Source organism: Burkholderia sp. WAC0059 (assembly GCF_002870125.1).
GTDB lineage: Bacteria > Pseudomonadota > Gammaproteobacteria > Burkholderiales > Burkholderiaceae > Paraburkholderia.
Genome location: NZ_PNEO01000002.1, coordinates 159,823 through 186,254, shown reverse-complemented (window position 1 = coordinate 186,254; position 26,432 = coordinate 159,823). Strand labels below are relative to the sequence as shown.

The window sequence follows — 26,432 nt, the reverse complement described above, 5'->3', positions numbered from 1 at the left end:
CAGCAGTAAATATTTGGCTTCAACACCGACGCGATGACGGAGCATCCACTGGCATCCCGCCCCGCCCTCAGACCGCCGCCACTTCCCCCGCGCGCCCGTACCGCCAGGCCGGCCGCCGGAGCCCCAGGTGCTCGCGCAACGTGCTGCCCTCGTATTCGCTGCGGAACAGTCCGCGCCGCCGCAACTCCGGCAGCACCAGTTCAATGAAGTCGTCGAGGCTGTCGGGCAGCAGCGCCGGCATCACGTTGTAGCCGTCGGCGCCGTAATGGACGAAGCGCTCCTCGAGCGCGTCGGCGATCTGCGCCGGCGTGCCGACGAGCTGCCAGTGGCCGCGCGCGCCCGCCACCCGCAGATACAGCTCGCGAATCGTCAGGTTCTCGCGGCGCGCTAATTCCAGCATCAGCGTCTGCCGGCTCTTACTCGCATTCGTCTCCGGCAGTTCGGGAATTGGCCCGTCGAGCGGCAGGCCCGACAGGTCGAAACCGCCCGTCAGCGTAGAGACCATCGCGAGCCCCACTTCGGGCGCGACCAGCGCCTGGAGCGCATCGAACTTGCGCCGCGCCTCGTCCTCGGTACGCCCGACGATCGGCATCACGCCCGGCATGATCTTCAGGTCGTCGGGATGGCGGCCGTATTGCGCCATGCGCCCTTTCACGTCCGCGTAGAACGCGACGGCGTCTTCCAGCGTCTGCTGCGCCGTGAAGATGACTTCCGCGGTGCGCGCCGCCAGCGCACGGCCGGCCTCGGACGAGCCCGCCTGCACGACGACCGGGCGCCCCTGCGGCGCGCGCGAGACGTTCAGCGGACCGCGCACGCGGAAAAACCGGCCCCGGTGATTGAGCACGCGCAGTTTGGCCGGATCGAAGAAGCGTCCGGCCGCCTTGTCGCGCACGAAGGCGTCGTCGTCCCAGGTGTCCCAGAGCCCCTCGACCACCTCGGCGAATTCGACGGCGCGCTCGTAGCGCTCGGCATGGGCGATGTGCTCGTCGAGGTTGAAGTTCTTCGCCTCGTGGCCGTTCGACGTCGTCACGAGGTTCCAGCCCGCGCGTCCGCCGCTGATGTGATCGAGCGAGGCGAACTTGCGCGCGACGTGATACGGCTCGTTGAAACTCGTCGAGGCCGTGCCGACGAGCCCGATGCGGCCGGTGACGGCGGCGAGCGCTGAAAGCAGCGTGAGCGGCTCGAACTGCGCGACGTAGCTGTGCGCGGTGCGACTGAGGAAGTCGATGTCGTCGCCACGCGTGCCGGCGCCGTCGGCCAGGAAGACGAGATCGAACTTCGCGGCCTCGGCGGCCTGCGCGAGCTGCACGTAATGGCGAAAATCGACGCCTGCGTCGGCCTTCGCGTGCGGATGACGCCAGGCGGCGATGTGATGCCCGGTGGGATACAGAAAGGCGCCGAGGCGCAGGTGTCCGGAACGTTGGCTCATGAAGTTCGCCGTCGCTGAAGGAAAAAGACGCGGGAGAAAGACAGACGCGGCGCGCGAAGGCACGCCCGCCGCATGACGCCGCGCGGCCCCGGTTAGAGGACGCGCGCGGCGCGGCAGTCGCCGTCAGGCGCTCTCGCGCCACTGCGGCGCGGCGCCGTCCGGAACCGCGAGGCCGAAGTGCTCGCGCAGCGTCGTGCCCTCGTATTCGGTCCGGAACAGGCCGCGCCGCTGCAGGATCGGCACGACGCCGTCGACGAAGTCCTGCAGGCCGTCCGGCAGCACGTCGGGCATCAGGTTGAAGCCGTCCGCCGCGCCGCCCTTGAACCAGTGCTCGATGTCGTCGGCGATCTGCTCGGGCGTGCCGACGATCACGCGATGCCCGCCGCCGCCCGCGAACGAGCGGATCAGCTCGCGCACCGTGTAGCCGTGCTGCTTCGCGTGCGCGATCGTCGCGTGGAAGAACGTATGGTTGCCGTTGCCGCCGCCCGGCAGCACGAGATCGTCGGGCAGCGGCGCGTCGGGGTTCAGGCGCGAGGCGTCGACGCCGAGCGTGCCCGCCAGCCGGTGGAGGCTGTAGGCCAGCGGAATCAGATCGACGAGTTCGTCGCGGCGGCGCAGCGCCTCGGCCTCCGTCGCGCCGATGATCGTCGTGAGCCCGGCCAGCACCTTCACGCCGCCCGTGCGGCCGTAGGCGGCGGCGCGCGCGTTGAGGTCGCGGCGATAGGCGAACGATTCGTCGAACGACTGCGAAGCGGAGAACACGGCCTCGGCGTGACGCCCGGCGAGATCGCGCCCGTCCCCCGAGCCGCCGGCCTGCACGAGCACGGGATAGCCCTGCGCCGAGCGCGGCAGGTTGAGCGGGCCCTGCACGTTGAAGTACCGGCCGCGATGCGCGATCGGCCGGATCTTCGCGGGGTCGGTGAAGCGGCCGCTCGCCTTGTCGCCGACGAACGCGTCGTCGTCCCAGCTCGTCCAGAGCGCCTTCACGACATCGGTGAACTCGGCCGCGCGCGCATAGCGCTCGGCATGGTCGGGCACCGCGTCGCGGCCGAAGTTGCGCGCGGACGGCGCGTCGGCCGTCGTCACGACGTTCCAGCCGGCGCGCCCGCCGCTCACGTGGTCGAGCGAGGCGAAGCGGCGCGCGATGTTGTACGGCTCGTTGTAGCTCGTCGAGGCCGTGCCGATCACGCCGATGTGCGTCGTGGCCGCCGCGATGCTCGCGAGCAGCACGGTCGGCTCGATCGCGGGAATCGGGCGGAATTCGATCTGGTCGGCGATCGACGCGTGATCGGCAAGGAACACCGCGTCGAGCTTCCCGGCCTCGGCGATCTGCGCGACGCGCACGTAGTGGCCGACGTCGATAAAGGCGCGCGGGTCGGCATCGGGCAGCCGCCAGGCGGACGGCACGAAGCCCGAGTGCAGGATGTTGACGTTCAGGTGCAGACGGCGGGGCGCGTCGCGGCCTGTGGATTCGCTCATCGTGAATGCTCCGGAGTAAGCGGTGGGCGCGCGGACGCCGGCATGACGTCCCGTGGCCGCGCCGGAAAAAGAATCGGCAAGGACGCGCGGAAAACGCGTCGGACGATTAGTGGACTTTGGGGAAACCGTGGCGCTCGGCCAGCAATTCGAGGATGCGGCGCGTGTCGGAAACGAAGCGCCGCTCGCCGAGCGTCTGCGCGTCGGCCGGCGCGGGCAGCTCGTCGCCGAGCACGAGCACCGGCAGACCCTGATGCGCCTCGTCGAGCGCCTCGATCACGGTCTTGCGCGGCCGCTCGAACGGCACGCGGCGCACGTCGAGGCTCGCGACCCGGGACGGATCGCTCGCCAGCAGCCCCTCGATGGGCGCGCCGTCGGGGCAAATGAAGCGCTCGCCTGGATAGCGCGGGTCCGTGAAGCCGGGCTCGAGCAGCAGGAGAAGATCTCGGCTCATGACGTGGCCACCTGAAGGACAAAACGGAATCCGCTTATTTTCGTCCCGAGGGCAACCCGGCGCCACGAAGAAATCGGCACATCGATATGCCGCGACGCGCTAAGCGACGTTTTAAAGGAGGACGGCCGCGCCGTTTCGCCGACTGCGCTTCGCGGCCTATCGCAGCCCGTCGCAGCCCATCGCGACCGATACGGCTTCCGTCGTGCCCCGCTCGCCGGCCGCCCCGCAAATCGCGCCCGTCATGCGCCTCGCCCGGCCCGGGCACGGTCGTCGAGTCGATCGTCCCCTACCCGTCCAGCGGCAACCGCACGGCGCATAACCTTATCCGGATTCGTTGTTTGTCGCGCTCCGCCGCCCACTTTATAGTGGAACGCTTTCCGTTCGACGACCCGTTACCGCGCGCCGCCATGCCCCCAGACGAACAGTTGCCCCTGACTTTCCCGGCCGGCGGCGACAGCCCGGCCAGGCAGCGTCCGTCCGCAACGGCGTCGCTATGGCGCTATGCGCGCCCGGTCGTCGAGCGCTCGCTCGCGATCGTCCTGTTCCTGCTCGCCTGGGAGCTGGCGCCGCGCCTCGGCTGGGTCAATCGGACCTTCCTGCCGCCGTTCTCGGAAGTGGTCGTCTACGGCGTGCGTTTCGCGCTGAGCGGTCAGTTGTTCGTGCACATCGGCGTGAGTCTCGGGCGCGCGCTGGGCGGGTTCGCGCTCGGCGTCGTGACGGCCGTTCCGCTCGGCATTCTGCTGGCCTGGTATTCGACGCTCGACCGATACCTGAACCCGTTGCTGCAGCTCTTCCGGCAAACCAATCCGGTCTCGCTGTTTCCGGTCTTCATCATGTTCTTCGGCGTCGGCTATCTGACGAAGGTGCTGATCATCTACTGGGTCGTGGTCTGGCCGATCCTGCTCGGCACGATGGCAGGCGTCAAATACGTCGATCCCTCGCTGGTCAAATACGCGCGTTCGCTTTCGCTGCGGCGACGGGACATCTTCATGAAGGTCCTGATTCCGTCGGCGATCCCCTCGATCATCTCCGGCATGCGTCTCGCGGCGACCTACTCGTTTCTGATGCTCGTGATTTCCGAAATGATCGGCGCGAGCAGCGGCCTCGGCTATCTGGTCGCGAACGCCCAGTACGTGATGAGCATTCATATCCTGTACGTCGCCGTCATCGTGATCGCCCTGCTCGGCATGATCTGCAACACGCTGCTCGTCCGGCTCGAAAAGCGTCTCACCGCGTGGAAAACCGCGGTCAATCCCGGTTGACGCGCGATCGGCGCGTCCTGACGAACACGAACGGCAACCACCACCACGGCACGATGGCAGCGCAAGTCAAAATCAGCCTCGACGGCGTCGGCAAGCGATTCGGGCGCAACGACGAGGCGGGCGGCAGGGAACCGGCGTTCGAGGCGTTGAACGACGTCAACCTCGACATCCGCGACGGCGAGTTCGTCGTGATAGTCGGGCCGAGCGGCTGCGGAAAATCCTCGCTGCTCGACATGATCGGCGGTCTTTCGGCGCCGACGCGCGGCACGATCCGCATCGACGGGAAAACGGTCGACGGTCCCGCCAGCGATCGCGGCATCGTATTCCAGCAGTTCGCGCTGTTTCCGTGGCGAACGGCGTTGCAGAACGTCGCCTTCGGACTGGAAGCGAAAGGCATCGGCCGCCGCGAACGCGAGGCGATCGCGCGGCGCTATCTCGCGCTGGTCGGCCTGGACGGCTTTGCCGGGCGCTTCCCGCACGAGTTGTCGGGCGGCATGCGCCAGCGCGTGGCCATCGCCCGCAGCCTCGCGCACGATCCGTCGGTGTTGCTGATGGACGAGCCGTTCGGCGCGCTCGACGCGCAAACGCGGGAAATCCTGCAGCAGGAACTCGTCCGGATCTGGGAGCAGGAAAGGAAGACCGTCGTCTTCATCACCCACGATCTCGACGAAGCCATTTATCTGGGGCAGCGCGTTGCCGTCATGACGTCGCGTCCGGGCACGATCAAGGCGGTCGTCGACGTCCCGTTCGACCAGCGCGCCGCCACCGACGATCTGCGATCGTCGCCGGAATTCGGCCAGCTTCGTCATCGGCTCTGGACGCTGATCAAGGATGAAGTGCAGCGCGCGCAGGCGCTCTAGCCGGTCTGCCCGCCCGCTCGCGAGACCGGCCGCTAACGCGAACCGCCACGAATTTTCCGCACTGATTATCCCTACGCTCCCTACTCTCCCGATTCACCCCGCACAACTTCCCATGTCCAAGAACGTCAGCCGCCGCCACTTCCTGCATACCGCCGCCCGCGTCGCGGCCGTGCCCGTCGCCGCCGCCACGCTCGGCGCGCTGCCGATACGCGCGGCTCGCGCGGCCGCCACGCAACCGCTGAAGAAGATCCGCGTGATGGACGTCCCGAAGCGCTGGATCGGCTACGAATTGCTGTTTCTCGCGGACCACCAGGGGTATTTCGCCGAGCAGGGTCTGGCGCTCGAACTGGTGTCGCTGCCGATCGACCAGTACACCGTGGCCATCGCCAGCGGCGTGACCGACTTCGCGCTGTCCGCCGATTACATCTACCTCGACAACGTCCGCGCGAAGGGCCTCGTCGTGAAAGAGGTGGTGAACTCCGCGCCGTTCATCGATCCGGCCGCGGCCGGCGACGGCCTGTTCGTGCGCGCCGACAGCCCGATCCGCGCGCCGCAGGATTTGCGCGGCAAGCGCATCGGCATGCGCAGCGTGACCTTTTCGAGCGCCTGGTTCACGCTCGACTACGTCGGCCGCGCCGGCCTGCACCAGAGCGATCTGCAGTTCCTGACGATTCCGGACCTGCAGCTCGAGCAGGTGCTGCAAAGCGGCGCGGTCGACGCCGTCTTCGCCTACGGCCCGATCGACGCGCAGTTGCGCGAGCACCGCGGCTACCGCCAGCTATTCCAGCTTTCCGACCTGTCCGGACGCAAGATTCAGCGCGGCGGCACGATGGTGCGCGAGGACTTCATCAGCCAGCATCCCGACATCGTGCGCGGCTACGTCGCCGCGATCGCGAAGGCTGCCGACTACGCGAACCAGCACCAGCAGGACGTCGTCGATCTGGGGGTCCGGCTCGGCCGCGTCGACCCCGCGGTCGCGCCGTGGATGTACACGAAGGACGGCAAGGGCGACTACTCGGTGCTGCGCTGGCCGACGCACGGCCTGATCGACCCGGCCGACGTGGCGTTCTGGCTGCAGGTCGCCGAGCGACAGGACGTCGTGCCCAAAGGGCAGCTCAAGGTCGCGGATCTCTATACGAACGCGCTCAACCCGTACCAGACGAAGACCTGACGCCCGCACGGGCGCGGCCCGCCGCTGCCGGCACTCATCCGACCGTACCGAACCATGTCCCGACCGAAAGAACTCCGCTTCAACGCGTTCAACATGACGGCGCCGAGCCACAACTGGGCCGGACTGTGGTCGCATCCGCGCGACGCGTCGATCGACTACCATTCGCCCGACTACTGGACCGCGCTCGCCCGAACCGCCGAACGCGGCCTGCTCGACGGCATCTTTCTCGCGGACGTCTTCGGCGTCTACGACGTCTATGGCAACTCGGCCGAGACCGCGCTGTCCACCGCCGCGCAACTGCCCAATGCCGACCCGACGCTCGTCGTGCCGCTGATGGCGCAGGTCACGACGCACCTCGGCTTCGGCATCACGTCGAACCTGACCTACGAGCATCCGTATCAGTTCGCCCGCCGTTTTTCGACGCTCGACCATCTGACGAAAGGGCGCGTCGGCTGGAACGTGGTGACCGGCTACCTGGACAGCGGCGCGCGCGGCATGGGCCTTTCGCAGGCGCGCCGGCACGACGACCGCTATGCGGCGGCCGAAGATTTCATGGCCGCCGTCTACCAGCTCTGGGAAGCCAGTTGGGAAGACGGCGCGGTCGTGCGCGACCGGCAGCGCGGCGTTTTCACCGATCCGCGCAAGGTGCATCGCATCGTGCACGACGGCCCGTATTACAAGGTCGACGGCATTCATCTCGCCGAGCCCTCGCCGCAGCGCACGCCGGTGATCTATCAGGCCGGCGCGTCGAAGGCGGGCCGGTCGTTCGCCGCGCGCCATGCCGAGGCGATCTTCGTCAACGGCCAGACCGAGGCGATCATCGCCAACACGGTTCGCGACATTCGCCGTCAGGCGGTATCGGCCGGACGCGACGCGGCGGACATCAAGGTGTTCGCCGGCGCGACCGTGATCGTCGCCGAAACCCGCGACGAGGCGCAGGCGCTGCACGCCGAGTACCGCCGACACGTCGACGTCGCCGGACAACTGGCGCTGCTCTCCGGCTGGACCGGCGTCGACTTCTCGAAGTACGGATACGACGAGGCGGTCGAGTACGTCGAGAGCAACGCGATCCGGTCGATGCTCGAAAACTTCACCGTCCTCAGCAACGAGCCGATCCGCGTGCGCGATCTCGCCGTGCTCGACCGGTTCGGCGCGCGCTCGCCGTTCGTCGTCGGCTCGCCGGACGACGTCGCCGACGAGTTGATCCGGTGGGCGAACGAGACCGACGTCGACGGCTTCAACCTGTTTCGCCTCGTGATGCCCGAATCGCTCGACGCATTCGTCGATCTGGCCGTCCCCGCGCTGCAGGCGCGCGGAGCCTACAAGCAGCAATACGGCAGCGGCACGCTACGGGAAAAACTGTTCCCCGACGGCGCCGCGACCCTGCGCGCCACTCATCCGGGGGCGGCGTACCGCCCCGGCGCTGACACGTCCCCGGCGGCACGACGACCCATTCTTCAGCATGGCGAATGAACGTCCAGTGCGGCGGCAACCAATCCCACACCCGGCGCGATAAGAATCTGACGATTACTTCGTTGCGTCCGGCCCGGTCCGGCGCGTAGCGTAGTGCTCGTTCTCGCGCGACGCCGGCCTGCCCCGGGCGCCGCGGCGAGCCCCTCCGTCGTGGCGAACGCCGTCCGCGCGACGAACGCGTTTCCCGACCGATCCGCCACAAGGAACCCCGATGTCCTCAATTGACCTCCCGGCCGTCGAGGCGCGACGCGCCAGCCGTCGCGTCGGCTTCGCCGCGTTCATCGGCACGACCGTCGAATGGTACGACTTCTACATCTATAGCACCGCCTCGGCGCTGATCTTCAGCCACACCTTTTTCCCGCCCTCGAACGATCCGGTCTCCGGGCTGCTCGGCTCCTTCGCCGCGTATGGCGTCGGGTTCTTCGCGCGGCCGCTCGGCGGCATCGTCGCCGGCCACTTCGGCGACCGCCTCGGACGCAAGCGCGTGCTGGTCTTCTCGCTGTTGCTGATGGGCCTCGCCACCCTGCTGACGGGCCTGCTGCCCAGCTATTCGAGCGTCGGGCTGTGGGCCACCGCGCTGCTCGTCGCGCTGCGCCTGCTGCAGGGGCTCGCGACCGGCGCCGAATGGGGCGGCGCCTCGCTGCTGTCGGTCGAGCACGCCGGCCGCCGCAACAGCGGCCTCCTCGGCTCGTTCACCCAGGTCGGATCGGCGGCCGGCATGCTGCTTTCGTCGGCCGTATTCCTGGGCGTCAAGTCGCTGATGACGGCCGACGCGTTCGATGCCTGGGGATGGCGCGTGCCGTTCCTGCTGAGCATCGTGCTCGTCGCGATCGGCGTGTTCGTGCGGCTGAGAATCGAGGAACCGGACGTCTTCCTGCAGATCAGGAACGCGGGCCAGGTCCGCCGCTATCCGGTGGCCGACGTGTTCCGCCACCACCGGCGCGGCCTGTTCGTCACGATCGGCCTGAGGCTCGTGCAGCCCGCGATGTACGCGATCCTGACGACCTATTCGCTCAGCTATCTGCACCTGAAGCGGGGCAATTCCACGTTCGCGCTCACGGCGGTCGTGGTCGGCTCGGCCGCGGCCATCGTCACGACGCCCGTCTGGGCGCTGCTGTCGGACCGGATCGGACGACGCGGGCCGGCCCTGTTCTCGGCGCTCGGCATGGGCATCCTGGTCTGGCCGTTCTTCCTGTTCCTCGACCGGGGCAATCTCGCCTATCTTCCGCTCGTCGCCGCCATCGAGCTGGCCGTCTTCGACGCGGCGATCTACGGCCCCGGCGCGGCGTGGTTCGCCGAGCAGTTTCCGGTGGACGTCCGTTACAGCGGCGTTTCGCTCGGCTACCAGATCGGCTCGCTGATCTCCGGCGGCCTGACGCCGTTCATCGCGACCTACCTGTTCAGGCTCGGCAAGGGATCGCCCGCGCTGATCTGCGCATTCATCTCGTTCTACGCGGTACTTACGCTGATTGCCGTGCTGGGCGCCCGGGACCCGGTGCGCGAACGACGACGGTCCGTCGCGACGACGAACGTCGCGACGGAGACGAAAACCGCGTGACGGCCGGGTGACGGCCCGCGTTGCCCGGCACGGTCGCCCTCATGACCGCCACGGCCCGCACGAACGAAAACGGTCCCGAGCGGCGCGGGATAGCACCGCTCGGGACCGCATGGCGCAGGCCCCGCATCGGGGGCTCGGGCGCGGAGAAAGACTCAGCGCGCCGCGTCGCCCCAGCGATACTCGACCGTGGCGTCGTCGAGCTTTTCCTTGAACGCCGGGTCGAGCGCGAAGTCGGCCGCCGCGAGCGTTTCGTCGAGCTGGTCCGGACGGCTCGCGCCGATTAGCGCCGAGGTGATGAGCGGATTGGCGAGCACCCACGCGAGCGAGGTCTTCACGAGCGAATGGCCGCCCTCGGCCGCCAGCTCGCGCAGCTTTTCGATCGTGCCGAATTCGCGCTCGTGCCAGTAGCGCGCCTGATACATCTCGCCCGCCTTGCCCACCGTCGCCGTGAAGCGGCCTTCGGCTGGCGCCGCGCCGTGGCGGTACTTGCCCGTCAGCAGACCGCCCGCGAGCGGGTTGTACGGAATCACGGCCAGATGCTCCTCGGCCGAGAGCGGCAGCAGCTCGCGCTCGATCTGGCGGAACAGCAGGTTGTAGCGCGGCTGCACCGAGACGAAGCGCGCGACGCGCAGCGCGTCGGCGCGGCCGAGCGCGCGCGCGAGGCGGTAGGCGAGGAAGTTCGACACGCCGATGTAGCGCGCCTTGCCTGAGCGCACGATCGTGTCGAGCGCTTCGAGCGTTTCGTCGAGCGGCGTGTTCGGGTCGTCGGAGTGGAGCTGATAGAGGTCGACGTAGTCGGTGTCGAGCCGGCGCAGCGAGTGATCGATGGCGTCGAGCAGATGCTTGCGCGAGGCGCCCTGGTCCCAGGGCGACGGGCCGACCTTGCCCACCGCCTTGGTCGCGAGAATGAAGCGGTCGCGCCGGCCCTTGAGCCAGCGTCCGACGATCTCCTCGGTGCGGCCCGTCGTGCCGTCGCTGGCGCCGAGCGGATAGACGTCGGCCGTGTCGATGAAGTTGATGCCGGCGTCGGTGGCCTTGTCGAGGATGGTCCGCGAGACGTTTTCCTCGGTCTGCAGGCCGAACGTCATCGTGCCGAGACACAGGCGCGAAACGTTCAGGCCGGTGTTGCCAAATCTGCGGTATTGCATCGGAAACTCCTTGACGAAGCGACAGGTGAAGAAAAACGTTCAGGGTTCACAGCATAGCGGGTTCGCGGCCGGCCGGCAGCGAAGGCCTCGACTATACTGGCCCATACGGTTCATGCGAAGCGCCCGTTCCCCACGCTTTCGAACTTTCGCGCTTCCGCATTTTCCGGCCGCGATGCGTCGCGATATCCCCGCGATATCCGTTATGCCGATCGATGCAGCCCTTCACGCCGATTACGCCGCCCCGCCCATGACGCCTCCCGCCATTCCGCCCGATTCCGAACTGCTTGGCCTGGCCGCGCGCGTTGTCGAGCGGGGCCCATCGGACGCCGCGCTCGCGATGGGCGCGCAGCAGACGGCCGCGCGGCTGAAAACGCAGGCTTGATCGAACCGGATCGCACGGCAGGCGGAGCGCGCGGGAGCAGGACGCGGCGCCCGGTGGCAGAATGGAAAGCCCGCACGACCGGCAGGATGCGCGGGACAGGCGCTGCGCCGCATCATCATCCGCAGCCGCCGCCGCTTCGCTTCTTGCCGAGCGCCCCTTCCCAACCGTTGACGAGGATTCTCCGACCATGAGCTCCAGCGCAAAGTCCTACCCCGACACCCAGCTTTACATCGACGGCGCCTGGCGCGCCGGCGTACGCACCACGGCCGTCATCGATCCCGCGCGCGAAACGGAAATCGGCCGCCTGAGCCTCGCCGGCGAACAGGATCTCTCCGACGCGGCCGAGGCCGCGAAGCGCGCGTTCGCCGAGTGGCGCAAGGTCTCCGCGTTCGAGCGCAGCAAGCTCATGCGCCGCGCGGCGCAATTGCTGCGCGACCGGGCCGAAGACATCGCCGCCATCATGACGCGCGAGCAGGGCAAGCCGCTCGCCGAATCGCGCATCGAGACGCTGAGCGCCGCCGACGTCATCGACTGGTTCGCCGAAGAGGCGCGCCGCACCTACGGCCGCGTGATCCCGGCACGGGCCGACGCCGTGCGCCAGGTCGTCACGCGCGAGCCGGTCGGTCCCGTCGCGGCCTTCACGCCGTGGAACTTCCCGATCAACCAGGCCGTACGCAAAATTTCGGCCGCGCTCGCGGCCGGCTGCACCGTCGTGCTCAAGGGCCCCGAGGAAACGCCCGCGAGCTGCGCCGCGCTCGTGCAGGCCTACATCGACGCCGGGCTGCCCGCCGGCGCGCTGAACCTCGTGTTCGGCGTGCCCGCCGAGGTGTCGTCGTACCTGATCGCGCATCCGGCGATCCGCAAGATTTCGTTCACGGGCTCGACGCCGGTCGGCAAGCAGCTCGCGGCGCTCGCGGGCCAGCACATGAAGCGCGTCACGATGGAGCTGGGCGGCCACGCGCCTGTGCTCGTGTTCGCCGACGCCGACCTGCCGCGCGCGGCCAAACTGCTCGCCGGCGCGAAGTTCCGCAACGCGGGCCAGGTCTGCGTGTCGCCGACGCGCTTCATCGTCGAGGACGCGGCCTACGACACGTTCGTCGAGCACTTTGTCGAAGCGGCGCGCGCGGTCAAGGTCGGCAACGGTCTCGACGACGGCGTGCAGATGGGGCCGCTCGCGAACGTGCGGCGCCTCGAGGCGATGGAGCGGCTCGTCGCCGACGCGCGCGAACACGGCGCGAAGGTACTGACGGGCGGCGAGCGCATCGGCCGCGAAGGCTATTTCTTCGCGCCGACGATCCTCGCCGACGTGCCGCTTTCGGCGCGCATCCTGAACGAGGAGCCGTTCGGCCCGGTCGTGCCGGTCTCGCGCTTCAGCGGCTACGACGAGGCGATCGCCGAGGCGAACCGGCTGCCCTACGGCCTCGCCGCCTACGCGTACACGCGCTCGTCGGCGACGGCGTCCGCGCTGTCCGACGACATCGAAAGCGGCATGGTGTCGATCAACCACCACGGCCTCGCGTTGCCCGAAACGCCGTTCGGCGGCGTGAAGGACTCGGGCTACGGCTCGGAAGGCGGCAGCGAGGCGATGGAAGGCTATCTCGTGACGAAGTTCGTCACCGAGTATCGCCACTGACGAAAAACGGGGCCTCGCCGTTCCGCGCGATGCCCCGCTTCGCCTCCCGCCCCCATCTTCCCCGCCTGATTACCCCTCCCAGACCCGGCCGTCGCAAAGCACCGCGCGCCGGGGCTCGTCCGCCACGCGCACGCCGATCCGCTCCGCCGCCTCGCGGTAAAGCGCGGTCTGGTTGACGGCCGCCGCGAGCGCGGTCGCGTCGCAGGGTTCGCCGTAGAGTCCCCAGCGCCGGTACTGCTCGACGAACCACGCGCCTTCGGACGGACGCGGATAGTTCACGGCGCCGTCGGCGAAGAAGCTGACCGCCCGCGCGCCGGGACGCGCGAGATCGGCGCCGCCCGGCAGCCGCCGCGCGATGAGGTCGGCCGGCACGCCGATCACCTCGGTGGAGGCCATTTGCCCGGCGAGCGTCGCGAGATGGTCGGGGCTGTCGAGCCAGCGGCAGGCCTCGAGCAGGGTCCGGATCAGCGCGCGCGCCGTGTTCGGGTAGCGCGTCGCGAACGCGCGCCGGCAGGCCAGCACCTTCTCCGGGTGATCGGGCCAGATTTCGCTCGTGAACGCGACGGTGCGGCCCGCCCCGCGCGCCTCGGCTGCGGCGTTCCAGGGCTCGCCCGCGCAGAAGCCGTCGAGCTCGCCCGAGGCGAGTGCCGCGACCATCTCCGGCGGCGGAATCACGACGCTGCGCACGTCCTGCAGCGGATGCACGCCCTGCGCCGCGAGCCAGTAGTAAAGCCACATCGCATGGGTGCCGGTCGGGAACGTCTGCGCGAACACGGGCGGCCGGCCGAGCGCGGCCAGCGCCTCGCGCAGCCGCGCGCCTTCGTCGAGCGCGCGCGCGAGCGGGTTCGAGAGCGTGACGGCCTGGCCGTTGCGGTTGAGCACCATGAGCACGGCCATGTCGTCGCGCGGGCCGCCGATGCCGAGCTGCACGCCGTAGACGAGCCCGTAGAGCGCATGCGCGGCGTCGATCTCGCCGCACAGTAGCTTGTCGCGAATGCCGGCCCACGAAGGCTGCCGGCACAATTCGAGCGTGAGCCCGTGGCGATGGCCGAATTCGAGCAGCTTCGCGGCGACGAGCGGAGCCGCGTCGGTCAGCGCGACGAAGCCGAGCCGCAGGTGCGTGAGCTCGGGGCGGTCGCCGGCGGCCTCGCTGGCATCGGCGGATACGGCAGAAATCGGCGTGTTCATGTCGGACGGTGGGTGGGTTCGGGCCTCACTGGTCGGCTGCCGAGAGCAGCCGGCGCGCGACGTCGGCAATCTTCATGCCGTGGTCCATCGCCTGCTTGCGCAGCGTCGCGTAGGCGTCGTGTTCGGAGAGGCGGCGACGCGTCATCAAAAACCGCTTGGCCTGGTCGATGACCTTGCGGTTCTCGAGCTCGGCCTCGGCTTCGGCGAGCCGCCGGCGCAACTGCGCCTCATGGGAAAAGCGCGCGAGCGCGACTTCGAGGATCGGCGCGAGCCGGTGCGCCGCGAGCCCCTCGACGAGATAGGCGCTCACGCCGGCGCGCATGGCCTCGCGGATGCGCTGCAGGTCGGCGTCGTTGCTGAACATCAGCACCGGCCGCGGCGCGGTCTCGTTCATCACCGCGAGATGCTCGAGCGTGTCGCGCGAGGGCGAATCCGTGTCGATGACGACGACGTCCGGGCGCTGGTCCTCCACGGCCTTGAGCAGCGCAGACGGCGTGGCCGCCGCGGGCAGCATCTCGTAGCCGAGGCCGGCGAGCGCGTCGCGCAGCTCGCCGATCGGCTTCTCGGTGTCGGTGACGAGCAGCACGCGCAGCATGGCGGGAGCGTCCGGCTGCTTCATGCGGGGACGGCCTTCGCGATCTGCGCGCTCCGGCCGCGCGCCGGGGTGCCGGCCGCGCCCGCGGTCGGTCGGCGGCCTTCGAATACGGGTTCGTCCATCGTGCTGGCTATGCTTCTCGTGCTTCGCATGGTCGGTTTCGCGCGGCTGGCGCGCTGACAATAAAAAACGGTGCTCGCCCGTGCGACGGCACAGGCGGACACCGTTGTCCTTTTCCTTTTGCGCTTCCTGTTCGGCATCGCGTGCGGGCCCCGCTCGGGAAACGCTTCGACGAACCGGCGCCGGCTCCGTTGCCGCGCGTGCTCCTCCGGATCAGCAATATCCGGACCAGCCAACCCGCTGCCGGCCGGGGCCGCGCCGCACGACGACAGTGCTGCGCCGCACCACCGCGGTGCCCGCTGCGCCGGAACGCATCGCGCGGCGGCGAGTGTACTCGCTTCGGGCCGGTTTCGTCGCGCCCGACCATGCGACGACCCGCGCCGCCGCGCCCGCCGCGCGCAGCAAGCATCCGGGATGCGCTCGCCGCTCCCGGGCATTTCGTCGCGAGCCGGATGGCATGGCTATTGCATTGCATCGCGCAAGAGCCAAAGGCGGCTCTTGCATGGTCACTTACCTTTTTGACACCCGCCTGCTTCAAGCGGGTTGTGGGCAACGACGCCCCGAAACGTCACCGGGCGATACCGCGTACAGCGGCATCGCGCGAGCGTTTCGGGGCTTTTTTTTCGCCCGGCCGTGCCGCCGCCCCGCGCCGGAAACGCGGCGGCGGCCGCGGCGCCATGCCGATGCCGCAGAACCGCTGGCCGGGGCGCGCCAGCCGTGTCGATCACCAGCGCCTACCCGTGGGGAAACCGATGAGAAATCTGCTGAACACACTCGCAAGCGGAAACTGGCGCGCGCTGCTCGCCTGCTTCCTCTACTTCGACACGGGTTTCACCGTGTGGGTCATGCTCGGGCCGCTCGCGCCGTTCATCCACAAGGACATTCCGATGTCGCCGGCCGAGCTCGGCTTTCTCGTCGCGGTGCCGGTGCTCGGCGCGGCCATTCTGCGCGTGACGCTCGGCAACCTCTGCCAGGCCGCCGACGGACGCCTCATCGCGCTCTTCGGCGTGGCGCTCTCCGCCGTGCCCTCGGTCGTGCTGCTGCTGTTGCCGGGCACGCCCTCCTACACGCTGCTGCTCGTGCTCGGCGTCTTTCTCGGCGTAGGCGGCGCGAGCTTCGCCGTGGCGCTGCCGATGGCCGGCAGCAACTATCCGCCGGCCGTCCAGGGCCTCGTGCTCGGGCTCGCCGCCGCGGGCAACATCGGCGCCGTGCTCGACGGCTTCATGTTTCCCGGCCTCGCCGCGCATGTCGGCTGGACTCGCGCTGCCGGCGCCGCGCTGCCGCTCCTCGGCATCGCGGCCCTCGCGCTGTTCTTCTTCGCCAAAGACCTCGCGCCGAAGGCCGGCCACGCGGGCAAGGCCTTCGCGAGCTTCTGCGTGACGCTCGTCGGCCTCGTCGCGCTCGTGCTCGCCGTGCACGCGGGCGTGTTCGGCCACGGCCAGACCGGCGTGCTGCTGTTGCCGCTGCTGGGCGCGCTGCTCGCCATCGCGGTCCTGCCGCGCCACTATCGCGCGGTGCTGGCCGAGGTCGACACGTGGGTCGTCATGCTCGTCTACAGCATCACGTTCGGCGGCTTCGTCGGCATGTCCTCGTACGTGACGACGCTGCTCGTCTCGCTCTACCAGATGCCGAAGCTCGAAGCCGGCCTCTTCATGTCGCTGCTCGCGTTCACGGGCGCGATGGTGCGGCCCGTCGGCGGCCTGATCGCCGACAGCATCTCGGGCGTGCGCGCGCTGGTGCTGCTGCTCGCCGGCATCGCCCTCTGCGACTTCGCGTTCGCGCTCGCGACGCCGCCGCTCACGGCCGGCATCGCACTGCTCCTGCTCACCTATCTGCTCTTCGGCCTCGGCAACGGCGCGACGTTCCAGCTCGTGCCGCAGCGCTGGAAGGGCCGCACCGGCCTGATGTCGGGCATCGTCGGCGCGGCGGGCGGCATCGGCGGGTTCTATCTGCCCGTCGTCATGGGCATCGCGCGGCAAAGCACGGGCAGCTACCAGATGGGCTTCGCGACGTTCGGCGGCATCGCGGCCGTCGCATTCGTGCTCGTGGTGGCGCTGCGCGCGCGCTGGCTCGAATGGGCCCTGCCCGCCGTGCAGGAGGCGCTGGCGCCGGCCTCCACCGCCGTGCGGGCCGACGGCAGCGTCTGATCGTCCGGCCGTCGAACGAAGCAACGAGCAACGAAGGCAGGACACAAGCGCGGCGCCCGTCTCTGCCTGGCCGGGCTCATGCGGTCCGTCCTCCGGGACGCGGTCGCACGGGGACGGTGCCGCACCGCACTGACGTTGTGCGCGGATGCCTCGCGGCGCGGCATGCCGCAGCGGCCGCCAGGCGACATACGTTGCAATACGTTGCGACAGGTCGCGGCATCGTCGCTGCCTTGTCGCGACAATGCCGCGGCCTTGTCGCGATGCGCAGGCGCCCCGCCGCACTTCGCGTCGGGCCGTGCCTTCGGGCCGCCGATCCGCCGCGCCGGCGGCGGCCGAAAATGGCACGGCCCTTGCATGACAGAACGCGCGGATCAAGGACGATCCGCATCGAATACGGCAAGCGTCGGCTTGCATCGCAGAGACATCAGGGCAAAGGCGTCCCCCGATCCGGTCTTCGACCGGCTTCGCGGGACGCCTTTTTCATTGCCGCCGGGAACCGTATTACTCACGCACGGAATCGCAGACATGAACGTCATCGTCATCGGCCACGGAATGGTGGGCCACAAGCTGCTCGAATGCCTCGCCGGGCAGGCGGGCTCCGCCCTGGACATCACCGTGCTCGGCGAGGAGCCGCGCCCCGCCTACGACCGCGTGCACCTGTCCGAATTCTTCTCGGGCCGCAGCGCCGAAGATCTTTCGCTCGTCGAGCCCGGGTTCTTCGAGCGCGACGGGCTGCGGCTCAGACTCGGCGCGAAGGTCGTCGCGGTCGATCGCGCGGCGCATACGGTAACGCTCGCGAGCGGCGAAACGCTCGGCTACGACCGGCTCGTGTTCGCGACGGGATCGAGCCCGTTCCTGCCGCCGATCGAAGGCAACGACCGCGCGGACTGCTTCGTGTACCGGACCATCGAGGACCTCGAGGCGATGCAGGCGTGCGGCGCGCGCGCGACGAGCGGCGTGGTGGTGGGCGGCGGCCTGCTCGGGCTCGAATGCGCGAAGGCGCTGCGCGACATGGGGTTGAACACGCACGTCGTCGAGTTCGCGCCGCGCCTGATGGCGGTCCAGATCGACGAAGGCGGCGGCCGCATCCTGCGCAGCCGCATCGAGGAACTGGGCGTGCAGGTCCACACCGGCAAGAGCACGCAGCGCATCGTCGCCGGCGAGCAGCACACCCATCGCATGGCATTCGCCGACGGCACGCACCTCGAGACCGACATGATCGTCTTCTCGGCCGGCATCCGCCCGCGCGACGAGCTCGCGCGCGCCTGCGGCCTCGAAACCGGCCCGCGCGGCGGCATCGCCGTCGACGACGCCTGCGCGACGAGCGACCCCGACGTCTACGCCATCGGCGAATGCGCGTCGTGGAACGGCCAGGTCTTCGGGCTCGTCGCGCCCGGCTACGAGATGGCGCGCGTGGTGGCAAAGCGCCTGCTCGGCGAGGAAGCCGCGTTCGCCGGCGCCGACCTGAGCACGAAGCTCAAGCTGATGGGCGTCGACGTGGGCAGCATCGGCGACGCGCACGGCAAGACGCCGGGCAGCCGCGCCTACCAGTACGTCGACGAGCGCCGGCAGATCTACAAGAAGCTCGTCGTCTCCGAATGCGGCACGAAGGTACTGGGCGCCGTGATGGTCGGCGACGCCCTCGAGTACGGCACGCTCCAGCAGATGATGCTCAACGCCATCGCGCTGCCCGACGCGCCCGAGCACCTGATCCTGCCGCAGGCGGACGGCACCGCAAGAACCGCCCTCGGTCCCGACGCGCTGCCCGACGGCGCGACGATCTGCTCGTGCAACAGCGTCACGAAGGGCGTGCTGTGCGAGGCCGTGCGCGCCGGCGCGACGAGCATCGGCGCGCTCAAGCAGGCCACCTGTGCCGGCACCTCGTGCGGCGGCTGCGTGCCGCTCGTCACGAGCATCATGAAGGCCGAGATGAAGAAGCAGGGGCTCGCGGTAAACAACCACCTCTGCGAGCACTTCCCCTACTCGCGCCAGGAGCTCTACCACCTCGTGCGCGTGGGCGAGATCCGCACGTTCGGCGAACTGCTCGAGCGCCACGGCAAAGGGCTCGGCTGCGACATCTGCAAGCCGGCCGCGGCCAGCGTCCTCGCCTCGTGCTGGAACGAGTTCGTGCTGAAGAAGGAGCACGCAAGCCTGCAGGACTCGAACGACTACTTCCTCGCCAACATCCAGCGCGACGGCACCTACTCGGTGGTACCGCGCATGCCCGGCGGCGAGGTGACGCCCGACGGGCTGATCGCCGTGGGCCAGGTGGCGAAGAAGTACGGGCTCTACACGAAGGTCACGGGCGGGCAGCGCGTGGACCTGTTCGGCGCGCGCGTGGAGCAGTTGCCGCTGATCTGGGAGGAACTGATCGCGGCGGGCTTCGAGTCGGGACACGCCTACGGCAAGGCGCTGCGCACGGTGAAGTCGTGCGTGGGCTCGACGTGGTGCCGCTACGGCGTGGGCGACTCGGTGGGGCTGGCCGTGGCGCTGGAAAACCGCTACAAGGGGCTGCGCGCGCCGCACAAGATCAAGTTCGGCGTGTCGGGCTGCACGCGCGAGTGCGCCGAGGCGCAGGGCAAGGACGTCGGCGTGATCGCGACGGAGAAAGGCTGGAACCTCTACGTCTGCGGCAACGGCGGGATGAAGCCGCGCCACGCGGAACTGCTGGCATCCGATCTCGACGAGGCGACGCTCGTGCGCTACATCGACCGCTTCCTGATGTTCTACGTGCGCACGGCGGACCGTCTGCAGCGCACGAGCGTCTGGCGCGACAACCTGGAAGGCGGGCTCGACTATCTGGCCGACGTGGTGGTGAACGACCGGCTGGGGATCGCGGAAGAACTCGAGGCGCAGATGCGGCACGTGGTCGAGACCTACGCGTGCGAATGGAAGACGGCCGTGACGAATCCCGAGACGCGCCGGCGTTTCCGCCACTTCGTGAACAGCGACGCGCGCGACGACACCGTGACCTTCGTCGAGGAACGCGGCCAGATCCGTCCGGCGACCGTCGAGGAACGCGAGGCGGCGCGCGCCGCGCAGACGCCGGCGGACGCCGCCGCTGCCGCCGAAGAAACCGTCACCGGCTAAGGCCGGCGCATCCAACCATGCTTTCGAGGAAACCCATCATGCCCGGACCCGCCGCAGAGGACCGCTGGACCACCGTCTGCCGCTACGACGACATCGTGCCCGACACGGGCGTCTGCGCGCTCGTCGACGGCCGCCAGGTCGCCGTGTTCCGCCTCGGCGACGACGGCGGCCGCGTGTTCGCCATCGCCAACTTCGACCCGGCCTCGCAGGCCTCGGTGCTCTCGCGCGGCCTCGTCGGCAGCCTCGGCGAGCGCATTGTCGTCGCCTCGCCGATCTACAAGCATCACTACGACCTGCGCACGGGCGAGTGCCTCGAGGAGTCCGGGTACTCGGTCGACGCCTTCGCCGCGCGCGTGGTCGACGGCGACGTCATGGTCCGGCTGAATGCTTGATTGAGCGCGCCTGAACCCGCCCGGGCACCCGCCGCCGTGCCTCGTGCATCCTGTGCCCCGTGCCTCGCGCGCGGGCACGGCGGCAGATCAGCCGTTGCCCGAACCCGGGCGCGGCGCGAACGGACAGACGCCCGTCTCGGGCGTGTTGTCGTCGGACAGGCAATACTGCTTCCATTCGCGATTGTCCGGATCGCCGTAAAAGCCGATGTCGGGATGGACCGGCATGCCGTCGTAGGCGAGCATGCGCGCGTGGATCTGCCGCCTGACGGCCGCGCTGATGGGCTCGCCCGTCTCCGGATCGGTGAACAGCTCGCGCGGCTGGAACAGCAGCACCATGCCGTCGCCGACCACGCGGCTGCGGCGCTGCCGGTAAGTCGGGCTCGTGCCGACGACGAACATCTTGCGGCCGCCGAACGAGAACTCCCAGAGCGGGTCGTCGGGATGGGCCGGCGCCATCGGCGCGCCGTCGGCGTCGTGCAGCGTCTGCAGCGCGTGCCAGAAACGCTTCAGGAATTCCTCGTGCGTCGTCAGCGACGGATCGGGCGCGAAGAACAGCGCGAGACTGAAGCGCACGCGGGCGGCCTCGCGCCCGACCTCGACGAAACGGCGCATCGTCGCGCGCAACGTCTCTTCATCGCCGGCCTCGCAGAACGCGTAGAACATCTCGCCCCGGCGCTCCGCCGTCTGGCCGAAAAAGCAGGGATAGTCGCGCTGCTCGAGCGTGGTCCGGTAAGTACCGTAGGCGTCGAGCCACCAGGCTTGAAGGCAGCCGGAGTCGCGCGCCTCGTCGTTCAGGATGCGCCCCGTCCAGGCATCAGGCGGCGGCAACGGCAGCGATGAGGGGGAATCGGAAGGGGGCGGCGGAACGCGCTGGGTCACGATGGCGGACTCCGGTCTGAATGCGGTTGGACAGGCTTATCGATCGGGCGACCGTACGCGAGACGGGGCGAGCGGACGAACGGGCCGGAAGGAAGAACGGCGGGCGCGGGCATCGGCTTCGTGTGCGGCGGTGCCGTCAGCGCAGGCGTGCGAGCTGGACCATGCGCCGCAGGCCGGCGGCGTGCTGCTGCCACCAGGTGCCCGTCGCGAATATCGGGTCCGCGCCGGGGTCGCCCGTATCGCGCGCGGCGCGCGTGAAGTTCGCCGTGCGGAACAGCATGTCCCACCACGGAAAAACCGTGCCGAAATTGCAGCTCCGGCGCCCCGCCACCTCGGGACAATGATGGGCGCGGTGGAACGGCGGCGCGATCACGAGCCGCTCGCCGAGCCAGCCGTAACCGATGCGCGTGTTCGCATGCGCGAGGCTGCCGACGAGACGGAAACCGAGAATCACGAACGGAAACTGCATCGACGGCATGCCGATGGCGATGGCGACGACGAAGAGCCAGACGTAGGTGATGATGTCCTCGGCCAGATGCGAGCGGTCGTCGGACCAGAACGTCATCTGCACCTCGGCGTGATGTAGCGTGTGCAGGCCGTACCACCAGCCGAACCGGTGCGATAGCAGATGCCGCCAGTAGTCGGCGCAGTCGAGCACGATGAAGCCCGCGAAGAATCCCGCGAGCGGCGAACCGGCGAACCGCGACACGGCCGGGACGAGCGACGGCGCCGGCAGCCCGTGAGCGTGCAGCGCCGTATCGGCAAGCGACCGGAAGAAGTCGTATTCGAAGAACGCGACGAGCGGAAACAGCACGATCCGCACGATGAACGTATAGGTGATGTCGGAAGCCATCGGCTGCCGGACGGGCCACGTCAGGAGCGGCCAGCGCTTTTCGAGCGGCGTGCAGATCAGGTAGCTGATGCCGATCTGCGCGACGCCGCAGGCGGCAAAAAAGAGCCACAGCTTCGCCGCCTGCGGCCACGCGGCCCACCCCGCGGCCTTGAGCAGCAAATCGAACGCGGCAACCCCGGTCGGGCCGCCGGGAAATGTCGCCGGATCGGTCATGACGAACGCACCCCGTCTGCGATGCGCCGGTTCCGCCGATCCCCGGGAACGCCGGCCGGTACACCTGGTTCAGACTCGCGCGCCCGGTCGCGGACCGTCGACGCATCGCCGTGACGACGCCCCTCCGCTCCCTCACGCGGGCTCGCGCAAGGCTTCATCGTAAGGCTGCGGCGTTAACGCTTTGCTGACACAAAACTGGCGCTGCCGCCAGACTGGCCCGCGCGAGCCGGAACGCATCGAAACCGGCGGCTCCAATCGGGAATCCCGCCCGGATTTCCGTCGATTCCCTCCGGCGGCGGACCAGTTTCGCCGTCGGACGCGATACCATTGCCCCCTGCCGCGCGGGACCTTCCTGCAGACATCGCCCTCGCCGACGGCCGGCCGGGGCATGCCGGAGCGTGCGATCCTCCCTGCCCCGGCCGCGCACCACATCATCGCCAATCATGAAATATTCGAACCTGGTCGAACGACTGCAGGGCCGGCGCACGCTGGCCTGGGAAATCCACTATGCGGCCCAGCAGGCGGCCGCCCGCGGCGAGGACGTCATCATCCTGAGCGTCGGCGATCCGGAGTTCTCGACGCCCGAAGTCGTCGTCGAGCGCGCCGTCGCGGCCCTGCGCGAGGGCGACACCCATTACAGCGGCGTGGCGGGCCGCGAGCCGCTGCGCGCGGCCATCGCCGCCGGACACGCGCGCCGCACCGGCCGCGCGGTCGGCATCGAGCACGTGATTCCCTGCGCCGGCGCGCAGAACGGCCTCTTCGCCGCGTCGCTGTGCCTCTGCGAGGCCGGCGACGAGGTGCTCGTGCCCGAGCCCATGTATCTGACCTACGAGGCCGTCGTGCGCGCCTCGGGCGCCACGCTCGTCCCGGTGCCCGTCGACGCGGACAACGGCTTTCACCTCGACTGCGACGCGCTCGAAGCCGCCGTCACGCCGCGCACGAAGGCGATTTTCTTTGCGACGCCCTGCAATCCGACCGGCGTGGTCATGCCGCGCGCGCACCTGGAGCGCATCGCGCAACTCGCGCGCCGGCACGACCTCTGGGTCGTCTCGGACGAGGTCTACGCGGACCTCGTCTTCGAGCGCGAACACGTCGGCATCGCCTCGCTCGACGGCATGGCCGGGCGCACGGTGACGATCGGCAGCCTGTCGAAATCGCATGCGATGGCGGGCTGGCGCATCGGCTGGGTGATCGGGCCCGCCGAGCTGATCGCGCATCTCGGACGCCTCGCGCTCTGCATGCTCTACGGCCTGCCCGGCTTCATCCAGCAGGCCGCGCAGACGGCCTTCGAGCACCAGGCGCGGATTGTCGGGGACATGCGCGCGCTCTACCGGCGGCGGCGCGACCTCGTCCATGCGCGCCTGAGCCGGGTGGACGGGCTGCGCTGCCTGCTGCCCGAAGCCGGCATGTTCGTGATGATCGACATTCGCGGCACCGGGCTCGATACGCACACGTTCATGTGGCAGCTCTTCCGCGCGCAGGGCGTCTCGCTGCTCGACGCGAGCGCGTTCGGCAAGACCGCAGAGGGCTACGTACGGCTCGGGCTCGTGGTCGAGGACGATCGGCTCGCGCAGGCGTGCGAGCGGATCGCGGCATTCGTCGCCGGCCTGAAGGAAGCGCCGCGGACGACCTGAGCCCCGGGCCCCGGCGCGCGGGCAAAACGGAAAGCGCGCGGCAGGGCATCGAGCCCTGCCGCGCGCTTTTTCACGCGCAAAGGCGGAACCGCTTTCGAACGCCCGCCGGTTACTGCGCGAGCCGCGTGCGGATTTCGTTGGCCATCGCCTTCAGCGCGGCCTTCGTCGGCGCGTCCCCGGCCAGCGCGTTGAGCAGGCCGAAGTCGTGGATCGTGCCGTTGAAGCGCGCGGTGGCTGCATCAACGCCGGCCGCGTCGAGCTTGCGTCCATACGCCTCCCCTTCGTCACGCAACACGTCGAACTGCGCAACCTCGATCAGCGCGGGCGGCAGCCCCTTCAGCTCGGAGAGCGGCGCGCGCAGCGGCGAAGCGTAGATCTCGTTGCGTTGCGCCTCGCTCTTCGTATAGGCGTCCCAGAACCATTCCATCATCGGGCGCGTCAGGAAATGGCCTTCCGCATAGGCGCGGTACGAGCCGTCGTTGAAGTTATGGTCCGTGACGGGCCACAGCAGCCCCTGGAAGCGGATGGCCGGACCGCCCTTGTCCTTCGCCATCAGCGCGACCACGGTTGCCATGTTGCCGCCGACGCTGTTGCCCACCACAGCGAGCCGGCTGCCGTCCACGCCGATCTCGTTGCCGTGCTCGGCGACCCACTTCGTCGCCGCGTAGGCCTGGTTGATCGCGACCGGATACTGCGCCTCGGGCGACGGCGTGTAGTCGACGAACACCGCCACCGCGCCTGACTGCACGACGAGGTCGCGCACCAGACGCTCGTGCGTCGGGAAGTCGCCGAGAATCCAGCCGCCGCCGTGGAAGAACATGAACACCGGCAGCGTGCCCGTCACGCCCTGCGGACGCACGATCGTGACCGGCACGGAGAGGCCGTCTTCCTGGATGGTCCGGTTCGACACGTCGATGCCGGACAGGTCGACCTTGACGCTGTTCTGCGCGTCGGTCAGCACCTGGCGGGCCTGCGCCGGCGGCAGCGTGTTGATGGCCGGACCCTTGCCGCTGTTGAGCGCGGCGAGCAGCTTCGAGGTGGTCGCGTCCGGTTGAATCGGCACGCTGACCGCGTCGGCGAACGCCGCGGGCGCGGCGGACAGCGAGGCGGCGACGGCGGCCGCGACGAGTAAAGGCTTGAAGATGGCTTTCATGAGAGATACCCCAATTCGGATTCGGAATCCGGCGGACACGACGAACGTCCCCGCCGGCGTAGGTCCCGTCGGTTCAGACGAGCGTGAGCGTGACGTCGATGTTGTTGCGCGTCGCGTTCGAGTACGGGCACACGATGTGGGCCTTCTCGACGAGCGCCTGGGCGGCTTCGCGCGCCATGCCCGGCAGCGCGATCTTCAGTTCGACCTCGATGCCGAAGCCGTTCGGAATCGCGCCGATGCCGACGCTGCCGTTCACCGACACGTCCTGCGGAATCGCGATCTTGTCGCGCGCCGCGACGAACTTCATCGCGCCGAGGAAGCACGCGCTGTAGCCGGCCGCGAACAACTGCTCGGGGTTGGTGCCCGCGCCGCCGGCACCGCCGAGTTCGCGCGGCGTGGTCAGCTTGAGGTCGAGACCGCCTTCGGGCACGACGGCGCGGCCGTCGCGCCCGCCCGTTGCCGTGGCGTGGGCGCGATAGAGGACTTTTTCGATCGACATGGTGAAATTCCTTCCTGTAAGTTGAACGTCAATCTATCTACTCAAAGATAGAGTCGGTGAGAAAAAAACGCCTGCAAAACAGCACTTGAACGCTTACCGCAACATCGAATTACCAAATCGGCATGAATTTTATCTATCAATAGATAGATAACCCGACAAAATGAATGGGCGGCGAACCGCCCGACCTGCTTCGACACCTTATTTCGCCACTTTCCAGAGCGCCTCGACGTCCTCGAGGCGTGCCTTCGTGTGGAACAACCGGCTCGCGAGCACGCTGCCCTGGAAAGCCGCGAACAACGTGCGCGCCGCGTTCTCGGGCTTGCCGTTGACCGCCAGTGTCCCCTCGCGGCCGCCCTGCTCCAGAATTTTCGCCAGCCAGCTCTCGTTGGCCTTGAAAAACGTCTGCACCGCCTGCCGGATGTTCTCGGGCAGCGACTCGATGTCGGCGGCCAGCATGCCGCAGAGGCAAATCTGGTCGCCGTCGCCGAGCGTCCGGCCGAACAGCTTCGCGTACTTGCCGAGCTTCACGTCGGCCGGCAGTACCGGATCGATCGCGTGGATCGACGCCAACACGCTGCTGCTGTATTCGTTCACCGCTTCGAGCACCAGATCGTCCTTCGACGGGAAGTAGTAGTGGATGCTCGAGGTCTTGACGCCCACCAGACCGGACAGATCCCGGTAACTGAACCCGTTGTAGCCGCGCAGCATCATCAGCGTGATGGCGTGGTCGAGGATCTGTTCGCGAACGGTAGAGGTCGTGTCCATGGGCGAGACTTTATCTACTGGAAGGTAGATTGTCAAGGGTGGGAGGTTAAAATTTTTG

Annotated in this window: 22 protein-coding genes; 11 read left to right on the top strand and 11 right to left on the bottom strand. The window is 68.9% G+C overall.

Features of this window, described 5'->3' with window-relative positions:
* Positions 1 to 67: 67 nt before the first annotated feature.
* The 3 genes from CY652_RS02795 to CY652_RS02785 form a co-directional block, all read right to left on the bottom strand.
* A complete protein-coding gene (locus CY652_RS02795; protein WP_102129166.1) occupies positions 68 to 1,429 on the bottom strand; it encodes an LLM class flavin-dependent oxidoreductase in 1,362 nt (453 codons plus the stop codon).
* Between the two features lie 123 nt (positions 1,430 to 1,552).
* A complete protein-coding gene (locus tag CY652_RS02790) occupies positions 1,553 to 2,908 on the bottom strand; it encodes an LLM class flavin-dependent oxidoreductase (protein ID WP_102129165.1) in 1,356 nt (451 codons plus the stop codon).
* 106 nt (positions 2,909 to 3,014) lie between these two features.
* Entirely contained in the window at positions 3,015 to 3,359 is a 345-nt protein-coding gene (locus CY652_RS02785) for a DUF3088 domain-containing protein (protein ID WP_102129164.1), read from the bottom strand.
* Positions 3,360 to 3,766: 407 nt separating this feature from the next.
* On the opposite strand from CY652_RS02785, the gene CY652_RS02780 reads away from it, so the two are divergent.
* The 5 genes from CY652_RS02780 (at position 3,767) to CY652_RS02760 (ending at position 9,683) form a co-directional block, all read left to right on the top strand.
* Positions 3,767 to 4,621, top strand: coding sequence for an ABC transporter permease (locus tag CY652_RS02780; RefSeq protein ID WP_102129340.1), 855 nt, complete (start codon positions 3,767 to 3,769; stop codon positions 4,619 to 4,621).
* Between the two features lie 53 nt (positions 4,622 to 4,674).
* The gene (locus CY652_RS02775; protein ID WP_102129339.1) at positions 4,675 to 5,481 is read left to right on the top strand and encodes an ABC transporter ATP-binding protein; all 807 of its coding nucleotides are present in this window, start codon (positions 4,675 to 4,677) and stop codon (positions 5,479 to 5,481) included.
* 112 nt (positions 5,482 to 5,593) lie between these two features.
* Positions 5,594 to 6,652, top strand: coding sequence for an ABC transporter substrate-binding protein (locus tag CY652_RS02770; protein WP_180970381.1), 1,059 nt, complete (start codon positions 5,594 to 5,596; stop codon positions 6,650 to 6,652).
* Between the two features lie 54 nt (positions 6,653 to 6,706).
* Positions 6,707 to 8,125, top strand: a complete 1,419-nt coding sequence (locus CY652_RS02765; protein WP_102129162.1) for an LLM class flavin-dependent oxidoreductase — start codon at positions 6,707 to 6,709, stop codon at positions 8,123 to 8,125.
* A gap of 211 nt (positions 8,126 to 8,336) precedes the next feature.
* Positions 8,337 to 9,683, top strand: coding sequence for an MFS transporter (locus CY652_RS02760; RefSeq protein WP_102129161.1), 1,347 nt, complete (start codon positions 8,337 to 8,339; stop codon positions 9,681 to 9,683).
* A 152-nt stretch (positions 9,684 to 9,835) separates the two neighbouring features.
* On the opposite strand, the gene CY652_RS02755 is transcribed toward CY652_RS02760, so the two are convergent.
* A complete protein-coding gene (locus CY652_RS02755) occupies positions 9,836 to 10,831 on the bottom strand; it encodes an aldo/keto reductase (protein WP_102129160.1) in 996 nt (331 codons plus the stop codon).
* Between the two features lie 202 nt (positions 10,832 to 11,033).
* Between CY652_RS02755 and CY652_RS02750 the strand changes: the two genes are divergently transcribed.
* Both CY652_RS02750 and CY652_RS02745 read left to right on the top strand, forming a co-directional pair.
* Positions 11,034 to 11,213 (top strand): hypothetical protein, encoded by a 180-nt coding sequence (locus tag CY652_RS02750; protein ID WP_146010008.1) that lies wholly within the window; start codon positions 11,034 to 11,036, stop codon positions 11,211 to 11,213.
* 187 nt (positions 11,214 to 11,400) lie between these two features.
* Positions 11,401 to 12,846, top strand: coding sequence for an NAD-dependent succinate-semialdehyde dehydrogenase (locus CY652_RS02745; RefSeq protein WP_102129158.1), 1,446 nt, complete (start codon positions 11,401 to 11,403; stop codon positions 12,844 to 12,846).
* Between the two features lie 69 nt (positions 12,847 to 12,915).
* Here CY652_RS02745 and CY652_RS02740 read toward each other — a convergent pair whose 3' ends face one another.
* Positions 12,916 to 14,034 carry a CmpA/NrtA family ABC transporter substrate-binding protein gene (locus tag CY652_RS02740; RefSeq protein ID WP_102129157.1) on the bottom strand — a complete coding sequence of 373 codons (1,119 nt, stop codon included), beginning with the start codon at positions 14,032 to 14,034 and terminating at the stop codon, positions 12,916 to 12,918.
* A 25-nt stretch (positions 14,035 to 14,059) separates the two neighbouring features.
* On the bottom strand, positions 14,060 to 14,653 hold the full coding sequence (locus tag CY652_RS02735; RefSeq protein WP_102129156.1) for an ANTAR domain-containing response regulator: 594 nt from the start codon (positions 14,651 to 14,653) through the stop codon (positions 14,060 to 14,062).
* 848 nt (positions 14,654 to 15,501) lie between these two features.
* Between CY652_RS02735 and CY652_RS02730 the strand changes: the two genes are divergently transcribed.
* The 3 genes from CY652_RS02730 to nirD all read left to right on the top strand — a co-directional run bounded on the left by CY652_RS02730 (position 15,502) and on the right by nirD (position 20,378).
* A complete protein-coding gene (locus tag CY652_RS02730) occupies positions 15,502 to 16,896 on the top strand; it encodes an MFS transporter (protein WP_102129155.1) in 1,395 nt (464 codons plus the stop codon).
* A gap of 525 nt (positions 16,897 to 17,421) precedes the next feature.
* Positions 17,422 to 19,986 (top strand): nitrite reductase large subunit NirB, encoded by a 2,565-nt coding sequence (gene nirB / locus CY652_RS02725; protein WP_102129154.1) that lies wholly within the window; start codon positions 17,422 to 17,424, stop codon positions 19,984 to 19,986.
* A 38-nt stretch (positions 19,987 to 20,024) separates the two neighbouring features.
* Positions 20,025 to 20,378 (top strand): nitrite reductase small subunit NirD, encoded by a 354-nt coding sequence (nirD, locus tag CY652_RS02720; RefSeq protein WP_102129153.1) that lies wholly within the window; start codon positions 20,025 to 20,027, stop codon positions 20,376 to 20,378.
* Positions 20,379 to 20,465: 87 nt separating this feature from the next.
* Here nirD and CY652_RS02715 read toward each other — a convergent pair whose 3' ends face one another.
* Entirely contained in the window at positions 20,466 to 21,257 is a 792-nt protein-coding gene (locus CY652_RS02715) for a YqcI/YcgG family protein (protein ID WP_258002162.1), read from the bottom strand.
* Between the two features lie 136 nt (positions 21,258 to 21,393).
* The gene (locus CY652_RS02710; RefSeq protein ID WP_102129152.1) at positions 21,394 to 22,323 is read right to left on the bottom strand and encodes a sterol desaturase family protein; all 930 of its coding nucleotides are present in this window, start codon (positions 22,321 to 22,323) and stop codon (positions 21,394 to 21,396) included.
* Positions 22,324 to 22,766: 443 nt separating this feature from the next.
* On the opposite strand from CY652_RS02710, the gene CY652_RS02705 reads away from it, so the two are divergent.
* Positions 22,767 to 23,957: a pyridoxal phosphate-dependent aminotransferase gene (locus CY652_RS02705; protein ID WP_102129151.1), complete on the top strand. Its 1,191-nt coding sequence runs from the start codon at positions 22,767 to 22,769 to the stop codon at positions 23,955 to 23,957.
* 109 nt (positions 23,958 to 24,066) lie between these two features.
* Here CY652_RS02705 and CY652_RS02700 read toward each other — a convergent pair whose 3' ends face one another.
* From CY652_RS02700 to CY652_RS02690, 3 genes are all read right to left on the bottom strand, one after another.
* Complete coding sequence (locus CY652_RS02700) at positions 24,067 to 25,110, bottom strand: alpha/beta hydrolase (RefSeq protein ID WP_102129150.1); 1,044 nt, start codon at positions 25,108 to 25,110, stop codon at positions 24,067 to 24,069.
* Positions 25,111 to 25,183: 73 nt separating this feature from the next.
* On the bottom strand, positions 25,184 to 25,609 hold the full coding sequence (locus CY652_RS02695; protein WP_102129149.1) for an organic hydroperoxide resistance protein: 426 nt from the start codon (positions 25,607 to 25,609) through the stop codon (positions 25,184 to 25,186).
* A 198-nt stretch (positions 25,610 to 25,807) separates the two neighbouring features.
* On the bottom strand, positions 25,808 to 26,374 hold the full coding sequence (locus CY652_RS02690; RefSeq protein ID WP_102129148.1) for a TetR/AcrR family transcriptional regulator: 567 nt from the start codon (positions 26,372 to 26,374) through the stop codon (positions 25,808 to 25,810).
* Positions 26,375 to 26,432 lie beyond the last annotated feature (58 nt).

Coding starts and splice junctions, on each gene's coding strand:
- CY652_RS02795 (WP_102129166.1), bottom strand. CDS start 1,429: ATGAGCCAACGTTCCGGACACCTGCGCCTCGGCGCCTTTCTGTATCCC.
- CY652_RS02790 (WP_102129165.1), bottom strand. CDS start 2,908: ATGAGCGAATCCACAGGCCGCGACGCGCCCCGCCGTCTGCACCTGAAC.
- CY652_RS02785 (WP_102129164.1), bottom strand. CDS start 3,359: ATGAGCCGAGATCTTCTCCTGCTGCTCGAGCCCGGCTTCACGGACCCG.
- CY652_RS02780 (WP_102129340.1), top strand. CDS start 3,767: ATGCCCCCAGACGAACAGTTGCCCCTGACTTTCCCGGCCGGCGGCGAC.
- CY652_RS02775 (WP_102129339.1), top strand. CDS start 4,675: ATGGCAGCGCAAGTCAAAATCAGCCTCGACGGCGTCGGCAAGCGATTC.
- CY652_RS02770 (WP_180970381.1), top strand. CDS start 5,594: ATGTCCAAGAACGTCAGCCGCCGCCACTTCCTGCATACCGCCGCCCGC.
- CY652_RS02765 (WP_102129162.1), top strand. CDS start 6,707: ATGTCCCGACCGAAAGAACTCCGCTTCAACGCGTTCAACATGACGGCG.
- CY652_RS02760 (WP_102129161.1), top strand. CDS start 8,337: ATGTCCTCAATTGACCTCCCGGCCGTCGAGGCGCGACGCGCCAGCCGT.
- CY652_RS02755 (WP_102129160.1), bottom strand. CDS start 10,831: ATGCAATACCGCAGATTTGGCAACACCGGCCTGAACGTTTCGCGCCTG.
- CY652_RS02750 (WP_146010008.1), top strand. CDS start 11,034: ATGCCGATCGATGCAGCCCTTCACGCCGATTACGCCGCCCCGCCCATG.
- CY652_RS02745 (WP_102129158.1), top strand. CDS start 11,401: ATGAGCTCCAGCGCAAAGTCCTACCCCGACACCCAGCTTTACATCGAC.
- CY652_RS02740 (WP_102129157.1), bottom strand. CDS start 14,034: ATGAACACGCCGATTTCTGCCGTATCCGCCGATGCCAGCGAGGCCGCC.
- CY652_RS02735 (WP_102129156.1), bottom strand. CDS start 14,653: ATGAAGCAGCCGGACGCTCCCGCCATGCTGCGCGTGCTGCTCGTCACC.
- CY652_RS02730 (WP_102129155.1), top strand. CDS start 15,502: ATGAGAAATCTGCTGAACACACTCGCAAGCGGAAACTGGCGCGCGCTG.
- nirB (WP_102129154.1), top strand. CDS start 17,422: ATGAACGTCATCGTCATCGGCCACGGAATGGTGGGCCACAAGCTGCTC.
- nirD (WP_102129153.1), top strand. CDS start 20,025: ATGCCCGGACCCGCCGCAGAGGACCGCTGGACCACCGTCTGCCGCTAC.
- CY652_RS02710 (WP_102129152.1), bottom strand. CDS start 22,323: ATGACCGATCCGGCGACATTTCCCGGCGGCCCGACCGGGGTTGCCGCG.
- CY652_RS02705 (WP_102129151.1), top strand. CDS start 22,767: ATGAAATATTCGAACCTGGTCGAACGACTGCAGGGCCGGCGCACGCTG.
- CY652_RS02700 (WP_102129150.1), bottom strand. CDS start 25,110: ATGAAAGCCATCTTCAAGCCTTTACTCGTCGCGGCCGCCGTCGCCGCC.
- CY652_RS02695 (WP_102129149.1), bottom strand. CDS start 25,609: ATGTCGATCGAAAAAGTCCTCTATCGCGCCCACGCCACGGCAACGGGC.
- CY652_RS02690 (WP_102129148.1), bottom strand. CDS start 26,374: ATGGACACGACCTCTACCGTTCGCGAACAGATCCTCGACCACGCCATC.